This is a genomic window from Apolloniradiicaulis salifontis (genome assembly GCF_053756655.1).
In genome coordinates, this window is record NZ_CM132387.1 from 2,317,827 (window position 1) to 2,333,101 (window position 15,275).

Genomic DNA, 15,275 nt, shown 5'->3' on the forward strand with positions numbered 1-15,275 from the left:
GACGCCAAGCCGCACCCTAAGATAATTTTTTCGTTGACTTAAAATCATAGGATGCACAATTTAAAATCCACTCGACATTCTTTGAATGCGCTTTAATGGAGTATGAAATGCACCTCGAAAAGTCAATCGCGCAGGATGGACTGCGCGACCTCACCGTTGATGAAGTGAATTTGATCGCCGGTGGCAACATCACCGTGACGCTGTCCTCGACGGAGCCTCAACAGCATGGTGAGTACGAAATCATTCTAGACGGCATCCCCGACGATACTGAATAGCAGGTGGATGCTTGCTGGCGAATCTTACCCGTCGGAACGACGCCCACGCCGATGCCACGGCGTGGGCGTTGCGCCGCTGGGTGATGAAGGCGGACAGGCGCAGCGCCTCGTGCTGGTCTACATGGGGCCGCCCAGCCTTCACCAGCGTGGTGATCAGCGTTCATGGATCGATGAAGCCCATCCGGTGGTGCGCTACCAGCTTCGGCAAACGCGCCGGAAACTACCTTGCGGAACTCGCCTCGGGACCAGAGCTTATGGGGCCGCGCCCTAATCCAAGGCGCCGACGCTGCCGATGCGCGCGGGGCCGAGAAACAGCCCGCCGTCCTGCAGGCGGAACGGCAGGGCGATCCCAGTGTCGCGCCGCGGCGCCATGAGCGCGAACAGGCGCAGCGCCTGACCTTGCTCGTCATAGACCAGGCCGGCCGCCTCCAGCGCCCCGATCAGCGTGTCGGGATCGGTCACCACCAGAGACAATCGCCCGGTGGGCCGCATCAGGGGATCCAGCGTGATCTCGCCGGAGCCGTTGATATCCGCCGGCCCCCAGACCAGCTGCGCCGCGGCGATCTCCAGCCGCCCGCCATCGCCGGTCCAGACATAGGGATCCACCGCCGCGATCAGCGTGCTCCAGTGGGTCAACGCCCCGCTCAGGCGCACCCGCCGGGCGGTTGATCCAAAGGCGCTGATCACCTCTGGCTCCAGCTGCGACTGCGCCAGGCGCACGTCCAGCGCCTCCACCGCGAAGCTCAGCCGGTCCTGTTCATCCAGAAAGCCGGAAAGGCGCACTTGTCCCACATGCTCCACCAGCGCCGCTGGGCCGGACTCCGCGCGCAGGGTGAAACCGTCCAGATCCGCGCCCACGCGCCTGGTGGCTCCAGACGACGCCGCCAGCGAGATGCGCGCCGCGTCGGCGTTCAACAGATACACCGCCGCCTCGCCGTCCACCTGGGTGGCCAGGCGCGCCGGAGCGCCCAGCGTCACGATCCAGTGGTCGAGATTGTAGAACTGCGCCGTGGCGTCCAGCCGCTCAAACTCGGCGCGCCAGCCTCCGTCGCTGGCGGGCGCGTTGATCACCGGCGCGGCGACGCGCACCGAAAACCGGAACGGATAGCCGCCCACGTTCAGGCCCTGATGCTCGATCTCATAGCCGGCCCGCTCCTGAGCGGAGATCCAGGCTTTAGCGCGCTGATCCACCCCGCCGGCGACCGTCACCCAGTAGACGGCGTGAATTCCCACTGCGAGAAGCAGCAAGGCGAAGGGCAGGAACAGACCCAGGCGAAACCGTTTGAACTGACCGCCCATCATGCCGCCTCCGACTCGGGCGCGTGAAAATCAGCCGGCAAAAGGGCGTTGGAGGCGGTCTCGATGCGGCGCTCCAGCTCGGCAAGAAACGCCTTCTTATCAAGGCCGGGCTCGATGGGCGCCAGGAACTCGATGACGATGCGGCCCGGCGTGCGCGTCATCCCGGTGGCGGGCCAGTGCAGGCCTGAATTGAGCGCCACGGGCACGCACGGCGCCTTCATGGCCGAATACAGCCCCACCACGCCGGGCTTGTAGGTGTCGGCCGCGCCCGGTTTCAGGCGCGTGCCTTGCGGAAAGATCACCACCTGGCGGCCCTCCTGCGCCCGGTCGCGGGCCTGTTTGAGCATGTCGCGCAGGGCTTTCGAGCCGGCGGCGCGGTCCACCTTGATATTCCTCAGCTTCATGGCGTACCAGCCGAAAAAGGGCAGATAGCTCAGCTCTTTCTTGAGGATGATGGCGGGGTCTTCGAGGATCGCCCAGAAAGCCAGCGTTTCGAACATGGACTGGTGCTTTGAGGCGACCAGCGCCCCGCCGGACGGCACGTGCTCGCGCCCGCGCACCTCGTAATCCACGCCGCAAATGAGCTTAAGCCCGCCCAGCACCAGCCCCAGCCAGACCTTGAACACCGCCCGGACCCAGTTGCGCGGCCCCAGAAGGCTCGGCGCGCAGATCACGCCCATCACGACCATCAGGCCGTACATCCAGATCATGAAGACGATCGATCGCAGCGTGTTCAAACCCCGGCCCTTCCCTTGCGCTCACCCGGTGTGCGCGCCTTAAAGGGCGGTGCGCTGACGGGCGTAGACGGCGGCGTACTTGGCGTATTCCTGCATCCAGCGTCGCGCTTCGCCCGGACTTGACCAGGGGCTCGGCGCGCGCACCGGATAGGCGATGAGCCGGGTATCGGGCATGGCGGCCTGTAGTTCAAGCAGCGCGCGGGGCAGATGGTAGTCACTGGTGACGATGATCAGCGAGGCGTAGCCGTTGCGCGCCGCCCACGCGGCGGTCTCGGTGGCGTTGCTTCGGGTGTCCACCGCCTGGGCGCCAGTGTCGATGCAGCACTCAAAAAGGGCCGACGGCGCCCCGGCTGCGCGGGCGATGTCCTGCGGCGGGCTACCCGGATTAACCCCTGAAATCAAAAGCCTGCGCCCGCGTCCGGCTTTCAGGAGATCCACCCCGGTGACCACCCGCCCCTCGCCGCCGGTGAGCACGACGATCGCATCGGCGCGCCCATCGCCGTCCGTGGTCAGCGCGCGCGCCTCGCGAATGAACAGCGCGAACCCGGTCACGAAGGCCACCACGACGATGAAGGCGAGCGCGCGCAGAAGCAGGGTGAAACGGCTCATGACCAGCGCGCCTTCAGCTCGGCGGAGACCGCCAGACGCGCCGACAGCGCGGCGACCGCCGCCGACATCAGCGCCGCGACGGCGGGGATCGCCGCCGAGCTCCATCCAAGGTCCAGGCTGGGCAGGAAGAACACCGTCCCCGCAGCCCCGCCGGCGAGCGACAGCCCCGCCGCAGCCAGCGCCGCCAGGATCGCGCCGGCGAGCCCGGCTTTGAGCCCGAGCCAGAAGAAGCGGCCCTGAAACAGGGCGGTGACGTAGTGATCGGGCGCGCCCACCAGATGCAGCGCCTCGGCCACATCCCAGCGCGCGGCCAGCGAGGCGCGCGCCGCGAACGCGACAACCGCCGAGGCCGCCACGGTGAGAAGGGCCACAAGCCCCAGCGCGAAATAGCGCACCGCCGCCGCAGCGCGGCGCACCGCGCCCTCCCAGCGGCCATGATCATCCACGGCCAGCTCATAGGGTTGATCGGAGAGCAACGCCTCGATGGCGCCCGGCGCCGGCGGCTCGAGGGCGCTCACCGTCACAGCGATCAGGCGTGGAACAGGGAGATCCTCGGGCAGACCGGCAGAGCCCAGCCACGGCTCCAGCAGGGCTTCCGACTGGGCGCGGGTGCGCGCCTGCGCGTTCGTGACGCCGGGCAGATTGGCGATCAGGCGTGCGGCCGAGCGCGCGTCTTCGTCGGCGTCGCGGTCCTCGCCGGGCAGGATCTGGACGGTGATCTGATCGGTGAGCTGGGCGGTCCAGCCTTCCGCGGCCCGCCACGCGCCGGCGGCGCCCAGCGCCGACAGGCAGGCGAGAAACACCAGGATCGCGGCCACCGCAAACAGCGGCCTGTCCCGGCCTGCGTCCGGGGGCAGAAGCGGGGCGGATCGCGGCGCCTTGCTCATGCCGCCCGCCGGCCGCCGGAGACCAGCCGCCCGTCGGCGAGCTCCAGCACCGGCGCGTCCAGCGAGCGCACCAGGGCGATGTCGTGACTGGCCACCAGAACCGTGGTCCCCAGCTTGTTCAGCTCCGCCAGCAGACGCAATATCCGCCGCGCCATGGCCGGGTCCACATTGCCCGTGGGTTCGTCGGCGATCAGAAGATCGGGCTTGGAGATCACCGCGCGCGCAATGGCCGCGCGCTGCTGCTCGCCGCCGGACAGGGTGGGCGGATAGGCCTCGATCCGGTCGCCGAGCCCCACCCAGGTGAGAAGCTCGTTCACATCGTCGGCGTAGCTGGCGCGCGCCTGACCGGCCACGCGCAGCGGCAGGGCGACGTTTTCAAACACGGTGAGATGATTGAGCAGGCGGAAATCCTGAAACACCACGCCGATTCGCCGGCGAATCTCGGGCAGCGCAGTGCGCTCAAGCGTGGCCGTATCGCGCCCGAAGAGGGTTATGAGGCCGCGTGACTGGCGTTCAGCGAGATAAATAAGCCGCAGCAGCGAGGATTTTCCAGCACCGCTCGGTCCGGTGAGGAAATGGAAACTTCCGCTTGGTAACTGAAAGCTTAGGTCACTGAGCACTTCAGGCCCGCGCCCGTAGCGCATGCCCACCGCGTCAAACCGTACGGCTCGGGCGTCGCGTGTCTCACTTGAGGCGTCGGCCATGGGGTGCAAAGCAAATCCTGCTTGAGCGAAAGCGGCTCGAGCCCAACTATGCAGGAAGAACGAGGCGCGCGTAAATGATCGTCACCTGTCCCAGCTGCGAGGCGAAATATCGCGTCGAGCAAAGCGCCCTTGAAGTGCGCCGCGGCCGGGTGAAGTGCGCCTCCTGCGCCCATGTCTGGACCGTGGCCGAGGCCGCGCCCAAACCCGCCCCCGCACCGCAAGCCGCCCCCGCCCCCCGCGCGCAGAGCGAACCCGAGCCTGCGCCGGCCATTCATGAGAAGCCCCACGCCGCGATTCGCGCCCGCGCCGCCACGCGCGCCAAACGCAATCGCCTGGCCGTGGAAGGCGCCGGGTGGGCCGGCGTCGCCGCCTGCCTGGTCGCGGTACTGGGCGCCGCCTTCGTGTTCCGCGTCGATGTGGTGGACGCCTTTCCGCGCGCCGCCGGCGCCTACGCTGCGGTCGGCGTGAACGTCGATCCGGTGGGCCTCGCCGTGGAAGACCTTCAGGCCGAATTGATCGAGGAGAACGGCGCGCCGGTGCTCGTGGTGGAGGGCTTTGTACGCAATGTGGCGCGCTCGGTCCGCGACACCGCGCCGCTCACCGCCGTGGTGCGCGACGCCTCGGGCGCGGTGCTGGCGGAATGGTCGCTGGCGCTGGAGAGCCCGCAGCTGGATCCGGACACGGCCGAGCGCTTCCGCACCACCTTCCCGGCCCCGCCCGAAGGCGGCGCCCGGGTGGACGTGGTGATCGGCCACCGCACGCCGGTCTTACCCGGTCACAGCGCCCGGACCGGCCAGGCCCACGCGGACCCGGCCGCGCTTTAAAACCGCTCCAGAAGCCGGTCGATATAGTCCAGCTCGTCCTGGGAGCGTCCGCGCTCGGCGGCGCGGCGTCGCAATTCTTCAAGGATTTCACGGGCGCGCTGACGCTCCAGCGCGTCGGGCACGCCGGTTTCGGTCCCCGGACCGCCGGCGCCGGACCCGCCGCCCTCGCGGCCCAGCGGATCGGTCTGGCCACGCTGACCGCCCGAGCGCACCTCTTGGTACCGCTCTGACGCCTCACGGGCCGCCTCGCGAAGGGCCTCCAGCGCCTGGTCCTGAGCGCTCAGCGCAGCCTCGCCGTCGCCAGCTTCCAGTGCACGCTGAGCCGATTCCATGGCTTCGCGGGCCGCATCAAGGGCGGCGCGGCCCGCATCGCCGGCCTCGCCGCTCTCCATCTGTCCGGCGAGCCCGTCCAGGCCTTCTGCCAGAGCCCGCTGGCGCTCGCCGAGCCCGCCGCCGATGTCTCCGGTTTCGCCCCCCGGCTCGCCGCCGCCCTCACCCTGGGCCCGACCCTGGAGCGGACCTTCCGGCTGATCTTGTCCGCCGGAACCCTGTCCGGACTGACCTGGCTGGCCTGGCTGGCCCTGACCAGGCTGGCCCTGCTCACCCTCGCCCGGCTGACCTTCGCCCTGCTGATTAAACGTATCCTCCATCACCGAGCGCTGCTCGCCGATGGTTTCGCCCAGTTCTTCCAGCGCCTCGCGCAGGGCTTCGGCGATTTCACCTTCCTCGCCCTCGCCGCCCTGCCCGCCCTGGGACAGGGTGATCTGCATGTTCTCCAATAGCTCCTGCAGCTGGGCCAGCGCCCGGCGCGAGCCTTCCGCATCGCCGAGCTCCGCCGCCTCGCGCAGGGCGTCGATGAGCGCCTGCAGGCTGTCGGCGTTCATGCCGCCGCCCCCGCCGCCGCCCTCGGCCATCCGCCCGGCCTCGGCGGCCTCGCGCATAAGAAGCTGCATGTAGCGCGACACCGCCTGCTCATAGGCGTCCATGAGGGCGGACAGCTCCATGGCGTCGGCGCCGCGCGCCAGCGCGTCCTGCATGGCGCGTTCGGCCGCGCGCAAGGCCGCCTCGGCGTCGGCCAGGCTGCCCAGCTCGGCGCGCAGGGCGATTTGCCAGAGATCCTCGTCGAGATGGGCCAAAGCCTCGATCTCGCGCGCGCGCCGGGTCTCGTTGAGCGCGGCGCGAAGGCCCATCCAGACCAGCGGATCGTCAAAATACACCGGCGGGGCGTCGGAGAAGGCGTCCAGCGCCAGCGCCAGGCGCTGCACCCGCGCCGGCGCCCGCTCGATGCGGCGTTCCGGCTCGTCGCCCATGAAGCCTCCGCTGACCGCCGAAGACGGACCTTCGGGCATGGGCGCATACCCTTCGCCGCCCGCCAGGACGAAGCGGCGGCGCTCGTCCGCGACGCCCTTGGCCAGCGGATCCAGAAAAACACGCTGGGGCAAAGTGATCGCCATGGGTCCCGACGCGCCGCGCTGGCCGGCGCCGTCCAGAGCCGCCATGCGGATCAACACCCGCTCGCCCGCCAGCGGCGAGCGCGCCACGTCGATGGTGGCGGTGCGCAGATCATCGCTGTCCGGCGCGCTCACCTCGCCGGGGCTCAAAGCCCTTGCGGTGAAATCGTCCGGGAAAGCAGCCAGAGGGTCGCCAGGCGCGGCGGCGTATTCGAAGACGAACGTCTCCAGCGCGTAATCGTCCTCGGCGGTGAATTCCAGGATCAGCCGGCCTTGCGCGTCGCCCTCAGGTTCTGACGCAAGGCGCACGCGCGGCGGCGTATCGGCCAGCAGCGTCACCGCCAGACGCTCTCGCAGGGCGCCGGACCGGACGACGATCTCGCTGTTTTCAGTGGGGGAGAACGTGATCTGGCGCACATCGCGCGACAGGGTTTCGATCTCGGCCGGGGCGCCGGCCACCGCGGGATCGCGCTCAATGCCGGTGACGCGCGCGGAGATGACGGAACCCGCCGGCGCCTCGACGCTGCGCCGGTCGCGCAGATAGATCACCGGCCGGCCGGTATATTCGGGCGGCTCCACCCAGAACTCCACGCTCGCCTGCACGCCGCCGCCGGACAGGGCACGCGGGGCGAAGGCGTCGGCCAGGCGCAGCGGCGCCAGATCGCCGGCGAGGAACACGCCCGCGCCCAGCACCACCACCAGGGAGACGCGAGCGCCATAGGCGTCAAGGCGCGCCCAGGCGGCCTTGGGGCGGCGCGCACGGGCCGTGCCCAGACGCGCCGCCATGCGGGCGCGGTGCGCGGCCCAGAGCCCGGCGTCACCACTGGCGGGCGCATCACGCAGGGCTTCATAGGGCCGCCCTGATATGGCGCTGTCGGCTTCCACCCGGCGCTCGGCCTCGCGAAGCGTGGGAGCGTTGAAGTGTGGCAGGGAAACCCGCAGCGAGATAAACGCCGCGATCAGCATGGCCGCCAGCGCCAGCGCCCGGACCGGATCGCCGGTGCGTTCAAACACGCCGAACAGCGCCAGGACGAGAAATACGCCCAGCGCCAGCAAAGGCCCGGCGAGCACGGGCGCGGCGCGCTCCCACAGGAGCGCGGCGAAAGCCAGGCGCACCGGCGTGCGGCGGATCGGATCAGGACGTGTCATCAGGGATGAAGATAGTCGCGAATACCGAGATTGGCACGGGGGCCGGCGCAGCCCGGCCTACGGTGTGGTTTCGGGCATATCTGCGGGGTCGCGCTCATAGTCGATCAGCTCGCCCGGATCGCAGTCAAGCACGAAGCAAAGCTTGGCCAGAGTGTCGAACCGCATCCCCTTCACCTTGCCGGTGCGCAAAAGGCTCATCTGGGTCTCCGAGAGGCCGACCCTCTCGGCGAGATCGCGCGCCCGCATCTTCCGGCGCGCCAGCATGATGTCGAGCGTCATCACGACCGGCATCAGACGAAGGCTTCAAGATCGGATTTGAGCGCGGCGCCCGCCCGCGCCAGGACCAGCAGAAGCAGGCCGATCGCCGCCAGGGTGAGCGCCTCCATGGAATAGGCGAAGCGCACGCCGGTCATGGCGGTGAAGCTGTTTGCGCCAAGATGGTGAAGCGCAGGAGCGACGATCACCCCGGCGAACGCCCCTAACATCAGGGCCGCGCCGGCCCGCCTCACCCCGCCCACCATGGCCGGACCATAGCGATCGCCTTTGCGCGCCTGAACGATCAGCCGCGCGCCTTCAAACAACGCCCAGAGAAAGAACGCCGGAGCAATCAGATCCACCGCGATGGCGAAGCGCGAAGCGCCCGGCCCGGCGGCGAGAACCCGGTCCAGCACAAAGATGGCGCCGACCCCTGCGGGAACGGCCAACAGGGCGATATCGCCGACGGAAAATTTGGTGACGGACATGACAGAGAGCCTCAAAGATTTAACCTTGGAGATAAAAACTTTATATAAGACTTAAAGTCAAGGAGTGTTCGCGGGACCTCCCTCAGTCGCGTTCGCCCGGCTCCGCGTCGTCGTCCTCGTCTTCTTCGCTGGCGGGCGCGTCGGCGGCGGCTTCAGGGCGATTATCCTCGCCCCAGAGCGGCGGCGGGCGTTCAAGATCGCCACGGATCCCGCACCCGGACAGGACAAGGGCGGCGGCGGCGGCGAGGAAGGCGATGGCGAGGCGGGTCATGGCGGCGTCCTTTAAAGATCACGAGGGCCTTGGATTACAGGCCGAGGCGGGTTTTCCAGGCGGCGACTTGCTCTTTCACGCGCACCGGCGCGGTTCCGCCGAAACTGGTGCGGCTTTCCATGGAGGCGCGCGCAGACAGGACCGCGTAGACGCCCCCATGAATGCGCGCGTCGATGGATTGGTAGCGCTCCAGCGACAGATCCTTCAAGGCGCAGGCTTCCTTTTCAGCGAGCTTCACCGCCGAGCCGGCCACGTGGTGGGCGTCGCGGAACGGCATGTCCAGCTCGCGCACGCACCAGTCAGCGAGATCCGTGGCGTCCGAATAGGCCTCCCCCGCCGCCTCTTCCATGGCGGCCTGGTGAAAGGTGAGATCGCCGGCCATGCCGGTCATGGCGGCCAGCGCCAGCGCCAGATCGTCAAAGGCGGTGAAGACCAGCGCCTTGTCCTCCTGCAGATCCTTTGAATAGGCCAGCGGCAGGCCCTTGCAGACGATGATCAACCCCTGCAGCGCGCCGGCGATGCGGCCCGGCTTGGCGCGCACGAGCTCGGCGGCGTCGGGATTGCGCTTTTGCGGCATGATCGACGAACCGGTGGAGTAGGCGTCCGAGAGGCTGGCGAACCCGAAACGGCGCGAGCTCCACAGCACGATCTCTTCAGCAAAGCGCGAGAGATTCACCGCGCAGATCGTGGCGGCGGACAGGGCCTCCAGCGCAAAATCGCGCGAACTCACCGCGTCCAGAGAATTGGCCATGGGGCGGTCAAAGCCCAGCGCCCTGGCGGTCTGGTCGCGGTCGATGGGAAAGGCCGTGCCCGCCAGCGCCGCAGCGCCGAGCGGACTTTCATTGAGGCGCTTGCGGCAGTCTTCAAAGCGGGCCTTGTCGCGCTCGGCGGCCTCCACCCAGCACAGAAGATGATGACCCAGGCTCACCGGCTGGGCGGTCTGCAGGTGGGTGAATCCGGGCATCACCCAGTCGGCGTGGATGTCAGCCTGTCTCACCAGAGCGGCCTGATAGGCGGCGAGACTTTCGGCGGCGGCGTCCAGCGCCTCGCGAAGCCAGAGCCGGAAATCGGTGGCCACCTGGTCATTGCGCGAGCGCGCGGTATGCAGACGGCCCGCCGGCGCGCCGATCCTGGCCTTCAACGCCGCCTCGATATTCATGTGCACGTCTTCAAGCGCCGGGTCCCAGGTGAAGCGCCCGGCGCGGATGTCTTGGGCTATGGCGGTCAATCCGTCGCGGATCGCCTGTTCATCTTCGCTTGAAATCACGCCCGTAGCAGCCAACATCGCAGCATGAGCGAGGGAGCCGGCGATATCCTGTTCAAACAGGCGCTGGTCTACGTCCACCGAGGCGTTGATCGCCTGCATCACGGCGGAGGGGCCGGCGTCGAAACGCCCGCCCCAGACGCCGCTCGGGGCGGGTTGATCGGCGGTGTCCTCGGTCATGGGCGGTCCTTATACTTGACGGCGGGCGCGCGCGGCGCGCCATCATCATGGAGACTTGAGCGGGCGATGACATCACTGCTGACAGTCAAGAACGGCATCATCGCAGCGCTCCTTATCGGGTTTGCGACCATTGTATACGTCATCGGGGCGGCCCTCGTCAGTTCCGAAAGCGGACCTTTGGACACCTTCGCCGTCGGCGCCATGAGCAAGTTCCGCACGGTGTCCGACGCGCCCGACCAGCCTCTGACCACCCTGCTTACCGGAGACGGGCGCGAGATTTCGCTGGCGGACAAGCGCGGCAAGGTGGTGCTGGTGAATTTCTGGGCCACCTGGTGCGCGCCGTGCGTGGTGGAGATGCCCTATCTGGACACGCTGCAGGCGCGCTACGGCTCGAGCGATTTTGAAGTCATCGCCATCTCCATGGACCGCACGATCGAGGAGGCCGAGGACTTCTACCGCGAGCGGGAGCTCAACAATCTGGCGCTCTATCACGACCAGTCCTTCGGCGCGGCCATGGTGGCCGGCGCGCGCGGCCTGCCCCTCACCGTGCTTTACGACCGGAACGGCGGCGAGATCGGACGCCTGGACGGCGACGCCGATTGGGCCAGCGACGAGGCGTTCGCGCTGATCGAGGCGGTGCTGGAGCGCTACTGAGGACGTCGGGCGCGCCCTTCGGGCGAAGCCGAAAGACCGCCTGCGGGCGCATTGGCCGGTATGCGGCGGGCTCAAGCCGGTGAAGACCCACCGCTCACCACACGGAACGAAGCCCCGGGCAGAACGGTTGGCGGCGGGTCACTCACTTCAAGGAGACCCGCCATGAACGTGCTCGTCGCCGGCGCCCACGGCGCTGTTGGATCAAAGCTGGTCAGCGCGCTTCAGGCCCGCGGCCATGACGTCACCGCCGGGGTCCGAAAGGAAAACCAGTTCGCGGAAATGACGGCGCTGGGCGCCCATTCGGTCATGCTGGACCTCTCGCGCCCCGAACACTTCGACGCCGCGCTGTCGGGCGCCGACGCGGTGGTGTTCGCCGCCGGGTCTGCGGGCGAGGCGGTGGAGGATGTGGACCGCGACGGCGCCATTCACCTGACCGACCATGCGCAGAAAAGCGGACCTCGCCGCTTTGTCATGCTCAGCTCCATCGGCGTCGACCGGCCCGAGAAAGGCCCGGAAAAGCTGCAGCCTTACTTGCGCGCCAAGAAGGCGGCCGACGAGCATCTGGCGGCCAGCGATCTGGACTGGACCATCGTGCGCCCCGGCGGGCTGACCGATGACGGCGCCACGGGGCGCATCCGGACGGGAACGCAATTTAAAGGCGACAACGCCGTGATCAGCCGCGCCGACGTGGCCGAAACCCTGGCCGAGGTGCTGGAGCACCCCGGCACGGTGGGCAAGACCTTCGAGATCATCAAGGGGGATACGCCGATCAAGGAGGCGGTGGCGGGGATGTAGGGGTCCCATCCCCGAGCAGGCCCAAGAAAAAGCCCCGGAGCATCGCGCTCCGGGGCTTTGTCGTTTCAGGCTGTGGGGCGGCCTAGTAGCCGACCTTGCCCAGTTCTTCTTCCAGTTCCGGCACCGCCTTGAACAGGTCGGCGACGAGGCCGTAATCGGCGACCGAGAAGATCGGCGCCTCTTCGTCCTTGTTGATCGCGACGATCACCTTGGAGTCCTTCATGCCGGCCAGGTGCTGGATGGCGCCTGAAATGCCCACGGCGATGTAGAGCTGGGGCGCCACGACCTTGCCGGTCTGGCCGACCTGGTAGTCGTTGGGCACGAAGCCCGCGTCCACCGCGGCGCGGCTGGCGCCCACGGCGGCGTTCAGCTTGTCGGCGACCTTTTCCAGAATGGCGAAGTTTTCGCCATTGCCCATGCCGCGGCCGCCGGAGATGACGATCTTGGCGCTGGCCAGGTCTGGACGATCGGATTTCGACAGCTCTTCGGAGACAAATTCAGACGACGCGGTCGGGGCCGGCGCGTCGATGGTCTCGACACTGGCCGAGCCGCCGTCGCCGGCTTTCTCGAACGTGGTCGGACGCACGGTGATGACCTTCGTCGCATCAGACGATTTGACGGTCATCATGGCGTTACCGGCATAGATCGGGCGCACGAAGGTGTCCGCGCTCTCCACCGAGGTGATGTCGGAAATCTGCGCCACGTCCAGACGGGCGGCCACGCGGGGCATGAAGTTCTTGCCCACGGTGGTGGCCGGCGACAGGATCGCGTCATAGCCGTCGGCGATGGAGACCACGAGGGCTTCCAGCGCTTCGGCCAGCTTGTTCTTCAGCGCCGGCGATTCGGCGTGGAACACCTTGGAGACGCCGTCCAGCTTGGAGGCGGCTTCGGCCACGGCGGCGCAGTCTTCACCGCCCACCAGCACATGAATATCGCCGCCGATGGCCTTGGCCGCCGTAACGGCGGCCCGCGTGGCTTCGTTCAGCGTCTTGTTGTCGTGTTCTGCAATGACGAGAACGGACATCAGATCACCCCCGCTTCGTTTTTCAGCTTGGAGACCAGCTCCTGAACGCTCTCCACCTTCACGCCCGCTTCACGCTTGGGCGGCTCGGAGACCTTGATCACCTCAAGACGCGGCGCGATGTCGACGCCGTAATCGTCGGGCGTCTTGGCGTCGATGGGCTTGCGCTTGGCCTTCATGATGTTGGGCAGCGAGGCGTAACGCGGCTCATTGAGGCGCAGATCGGTGGTGACGATGCCCGGCAGCGAAATCCTGATCGTCTGCAGGCCGCCATCAACCTCGCGTGTGACCTTGAGGCCGTCGCCGTCTTTCTCGACTTGCGAGGCGAAGGTCGCCTGCGGCCAGCCCAGAAGCGCGGCCAGCATCTGGCCGGTGGCGTTGGAATCGTCGTCGATCGCCTGCTTGCCCAGGATGACGAGCTCAGGGCTTTCAGCCTCGATCACGCCCTTGAGGATTTTGGCGACCGCGAGCGGTTCGACGGCCGCGTCAGTGGTGACGTGAACGCCGCGATCGGCGCCCATGGCGAGGGCGGTGCGGATCGTTTCCTGAGCCTGGGCCGGGCCGATGGAGACCACGATGATCTCCTCCGCCACGCCCTTTTCCTTCAGGCGAATGGCCTCTTCCACGGCGATTTCGCAGAAGGGATTCATGCTCATCTTAACGTTGGCCAGGTCAACGCCGGTCTGATCGGGCTTGACCCGGACCTTGACGTTATAATCGACCACCCGTTTGACGGGGACGAGGATCTTCATCAACGGCTCCGGATTGGTGTTTGTGTTGAACAAGCGTGCCTGGACGGAGCCCAAGGCGCGCCGGACGAATAGCAGCCTCTTAAACTAGGCGCGGAACGTGCCCCCGACACCCCGGTAAGTCAACGCGTCGCACGCGCCCGGCCCGCTTCATAGCAGGCCGCGGCTCGCTGCAACGTCGCCACAGCGCGGCTTGCACCCGCCCTGCTGACGGCGCGAGGGCACGCAAAGTCGCATAAAAAAGCCGGCGCAGGGTATTCGCCCCGCGCCGGTCTTGTGTGCTGGATGGTGGAAGAGGACTTACTCGGCGCCGTCTTCAGCCATGTCTTCGTCGGTGATCAGCGCAAGCTCGGTGTCGATGTCCAGCGTGATCTCGTCGGAAACCGCCGGAACCGCATAGTCGAGACCCCACTGGGAGCGCATCAGCGTGCCCGTGGCCGAGAAGCCGGCGACCATGTCGCCGCTCATGGGGTGGGGGCCTTTCTGGTTCAGCGTCACATCAAGGCTCACCGGATGGGTCTGGCCCAGCAGGGTGAGATCGCCGGTCATCACGCCGGTTTCTCCGTCTTCAGTTTCAAAGCCGGTGGAGACGAAGCGGGCGCTGGGATATTCGGCGGTGTTGAACAGATCGCCGCTGTTGAGGTGACCTTCAAAGCGCTCCTGATTGGCGCCGACCCAGAACCCGCCGGGCAGGTTGAAGGTGATGTCGACGGTGGAGTTTTCCGGCTCTTCAAAGTCGAGCAGCAGAACGCCGTCATAGTCGGTGAAATGAATCGCCTGCTCAGACAGACCCAGATGCATCCAGCTTGCGCGGATCGTGGTGTGCGACTTGTCGAACTCATAGGCGGCCGGTTCGGCGAACGCAGCGCTGGTCATGGCGGGGGCGGCGAGGAAGGCCGCCAGCGAGGCGGCGGCATAGGCGGTCTTCATGGGGGAGTCCCTCCAGCTTTGGATTCGATGCGGCTCAGCGCCGCACCCCCTATTTGGGCGCCGCAGCGGCGTTGCGCCACCCTCCTGCGCGAAAAATCAGATTTCCGTCATGGAAAGAACGAGCGCTGTCCGGGCCGCGCTCACCGGCTTGCGCCCGGTTTCCATTTCACGTCGCCGTCCGGGTTGGCGATGCGCGCCGCCACGAACAAAAGATCCGACAGCCGGTTGAGATAAGTGATCACCGTGGGGCTCACAGATTCGCCCGTGGAGGCGAGCGCCACCACCCGGCGCTCGGCCCTGCGTGTGATGGTGCGCGCCAGATGCAGACGGGCCGACGCCTCGCCGCCGCCGGGAAGGATGAAGCTGTCCAGCGGTTCAAGCCGGGCGTTGAGCACGTCGAGCTCGTTTTCCAGCCGCAGGGTCTGCTCGGCCGTCATGCGCAGAGGCTCGAACTCCAGCTTCTCGCCCCGATCGGGCACGCATAGATCGGCGCCCAGATCGAACAGATCATTCTGCACCCGCGTCAAAAGCCTGGTGAGCTCGTGATCTTGTCCCAGCGCGGCCATGGCCAGGCCGATCGCGGCGTTGGCCTCGTCCACCGTGCCGTAGGATTCCACACGCGGATCATGCTTGTCCGTCTCGCTCATATCGCCGAGCCGCGTGCGCCCGGAATCGCCAGCCTTGGTGTAGATCGTCGTCAGTCGAACCATGAGAACTCCCTGATGCGCCAGAC

General features: G+C 67.5%; 18 protein-coding genes. 4 read left to right on the forward strand and 14 right to left on the reverse strand.

All coding sequences use genetic code 11. The features are described from left to right. The first annotated feature begins 107 nt into the window (after positions 1-107). Positions 108-275, forward strand: coding sequence for a hypothetical protein (locus ACWCOP_RS11120; RefSeq protein ID WP_478248352.1), 168 nt, complete (start codon positions 108-110; stop codon positions 273-275). 267 nt (positions 276-542) lie between these two features. Here the strand turns inward: ACWCOP_RS11120 and ACWCOP_RS11125 are convergent, their stop codons facing one another. Genes ACWCOP_RS11125 through ftsE form a run of 5 tightly spaced genes read right to left on the reverse strand, consistent with a single transcriptional unit; the run spans position 543 to position 4,511 of the window. Further along, positions 543-1,577 (reverse strand): DUF2125 domain-containing protein, encoded by a 1,035-nt coding sequence (locus ACWCOP_RS11125; RefSeq protein ID WP_478248353.1) that lies wholly within the window; start codon positions 1,575-1,577, stop codon positions 543-545. Beyond that, positions 1,574-2,311: a lysophospholipid acyltransferase family protein gene (locus ACWCOP_RS11130; RefSeq protein ID WP_478248354.1), complete on the reverse strand. Its 738-nt coding sequence runs from the start codon at positions 2,309-2,311 to the stop codon at positions 1,574-1,576. Before ACWCOP_RS11130 ends, ACWCOP_RS11125 begins: the two co-directional genes overlap by 4 nt. 39 nt (positions 2,312-2,350) lie before the next feature. Continuing rightward, a complete protein-coding gene (locus ACWCOP_RS11135) occupies positions 2,351-2,920 on the reverse strand; it encodes a YdcF family protein (protein ID WP_478248355.1) in 570 nt (189 codons plus the stop codon). Next, positions 2,917-3,807: a cell division protein FtsX gene (locus ACWCOP_RS11140; RefSeq protein WP_478248356.1), complete on the reverse strand. Its 891-nt coding sequence runs from the start codon at positions 3,805-3,807 to the stop codon at positions 2,917-2,919. Before ACWCOP_RS11140 ends, ACWCOP_RS11135 begins: the two co-directional genes overlap by 4 nt. Next, positions 3,804-4,511, reverse strand: a complete 708-nt coding sequence (ftsE, locus tag ACWCOP_RS11145; RefSeq protein WP_478248357.1) for a cell division ATP-binding protein FtsE — start codon at positions 4,509-4,511, stop codon at positions 3,804-3,806. Before ftsE ends, ACWCOP_RS11140 begins: the two co-directional genes overlap by 4 nt. A 74-nt stretch (positions 4,512-4,585) precedes the next feature. On the opposite strand from ftsE, the gene ACWCOP_RS11150 reads away from it, so the two are divergent. After that, positions 4,586-5,335: an MJ0042-type zinc finger domain-containing protein gene (locus ACWCOP_RS11150; protein WP_478248358.1), complete on the forward strand. Its 750-nt coding sequence runs from the start codon at positions 4,586-4,588 to the stop codon at positions 5,333-5,335. Here the strand turns inward: ACWCOP_RS11150 and ACWCOP_RS11155 are convergent. The 5 genes from ACWCOP_RS11155 to argH form a co-directional block, all read right to left on the reverse strand. Further along, a complete protein-coding gene (locus ACWCOP_RS11155; protein WP_478248359.1) occupies positions 5,332-7,935 on the reverse strand; it encodes a DUF4175 domain-containing protein in 2,604 nt (867 codons plus the stop codon). The two genes, ACWCOP_RS11150 and ACWCOP_RS11155, sit on opposite strands and share 4 nt — an antisense overlap. 57 nt (positions 7,936-7,992) lie before the next feature. Next, the gene (locus tag ACWCOP_RS11160) at positions 7,993-8,226 is read right to left on the reverse strand and encodes a helix-turn-helix domain-containing protein (protein WP_478248360.1); all 234 of its coding nucleotides are present in this window, start codon (positions 8,224-8,226) and stop codon (positions 7,993-7,995) included. After that, positions 8,226-8,678, reverse strand: a complete 453-nt coding sequence (locus tag ACWCOP_RS11165; RefSeq protein WP_478248361.1) for a hypothetical protein — start codon at positions 8,676-8,678, stop codon at positions 8,226-8,228. The genes ACWCOP_RS11160 and ACWCOP_RS11165 overlap by 1 nt, the downstream gene beginning before the upstream one ends. Positions 8,679-8,760: 82 nt before the next feature. Then, the gene (gene lptM, locus ACWCOP_RS11170) at positions 8,761-8,949 is read right to left on the reverse strand and encodes an LPS translocon maturation chaperone LptM (protein WP_478248362.1); all 189 of its coding nucleotides are present in this window, start codon (positions 8,947-8,949) and stop codon (positions 8,761-8,763) included. Between the two features lie 34 nt (positions 8,950-8,983). Continuing rightward, positions 8,984-10,393 carry an argininosuccinate lyase gene (gene argH, locus ACWCOP_RS11175; RefSeq protein ID WP_478248363.1) on the reverse strand — a complete coding sequence of 470 codons (1,410 nt, stop codon included), beginning with the start codon at positions 10,391-10,393 and terminating at the stop codon, positions 8,984-8,986. A gap of 66 nt (positions 10,394-10,459) precedes the next feature. Between argH and ACWCOP_RS11180 the strand changes: the two genes are divergently transcribed. Next, entirely contained in the window at positions 10,460-11,047 is a 588-nt protein-coding gene (locus ACWCOP_RS11180) for a TlpA family protein disulfide reductase (RefSeq protein ID WP_478248364.1), read from the forward strand. 162 nt (positions 11,048-11,209) lie between these two features. Then, entirely contained in the window at positions 11,210-11,842 is a 633-nt protein-coding gene (locus ACWCOP_RS11185) for an SDR family oxidoreductase (RefSeq protein WP_478248365.1), read from the forward strand. Between the two features lie 82 nt (positions 11,843-11,924). Here the strand turns inward: ACWCOP_RS11185 and ACWCOP_RS11190 are convergent, their stop codons facing one another. The 4 genes from ACWCOP_RS11190 to ACWCOP_RS11205 form a co-directional block, all read right to left on the reverse strand. Further along, the gene (locus ACWCOP_RS11190; protein ID WP_478248366.1) at positions 11,925-12,866 is read right to left on the reverse strand and encodes an electron transfer flavoprotein subunit alpha/FixB family protein; all 942 of its coding nucleotides are present in this window, start codon (positions 12,864-12,866) and stop codon (positions 11,925-11,927) included. Then, positions 12,866-13,615, reverse strand: coding sequence for an electron transfer flavoprotein subunit beta/FixA family protein (locus ACWCOP_RS11195; RefSeq protein WP_478248367.1), 750 nt, complete (start codon positions 13,613-13,615; stop codon positions 12,866-12,868). Before ACWCOP_RS11195 ends, ACWCOP_RS11190 begins: the two co-directional genes overlap by 1 nt. A 297-nt stretch (positions 13,616-13,912) precedes the next feature. After that, entirely contained in the window at positions 13,913-14,542 is a 630-nt protein-coding gene (locus tag ACWCOP_RS11200) for a YceI family protein (protein WP_478248368.1), read from the reverse strand. Positions 14,543-14,682: 140 nt separating this feature from the next. Continuing rightward, positions 14,683-15,252 carry a cob(I)yrinic acid a,c-diamide adenosyltransferase gene (locus ACWCOP_RS11205; protein WP_478248369.1) on the reverse strand — a complete coding sequence of 190 codons (570 nt, stop codon included), beginning with the start codon at positions 15,250-15,252 and terminating at the stop codon, positions 14,683-14,685. Between the last annotated feature and the right edge of the window lie 23 nt (positions 15,253-15,275).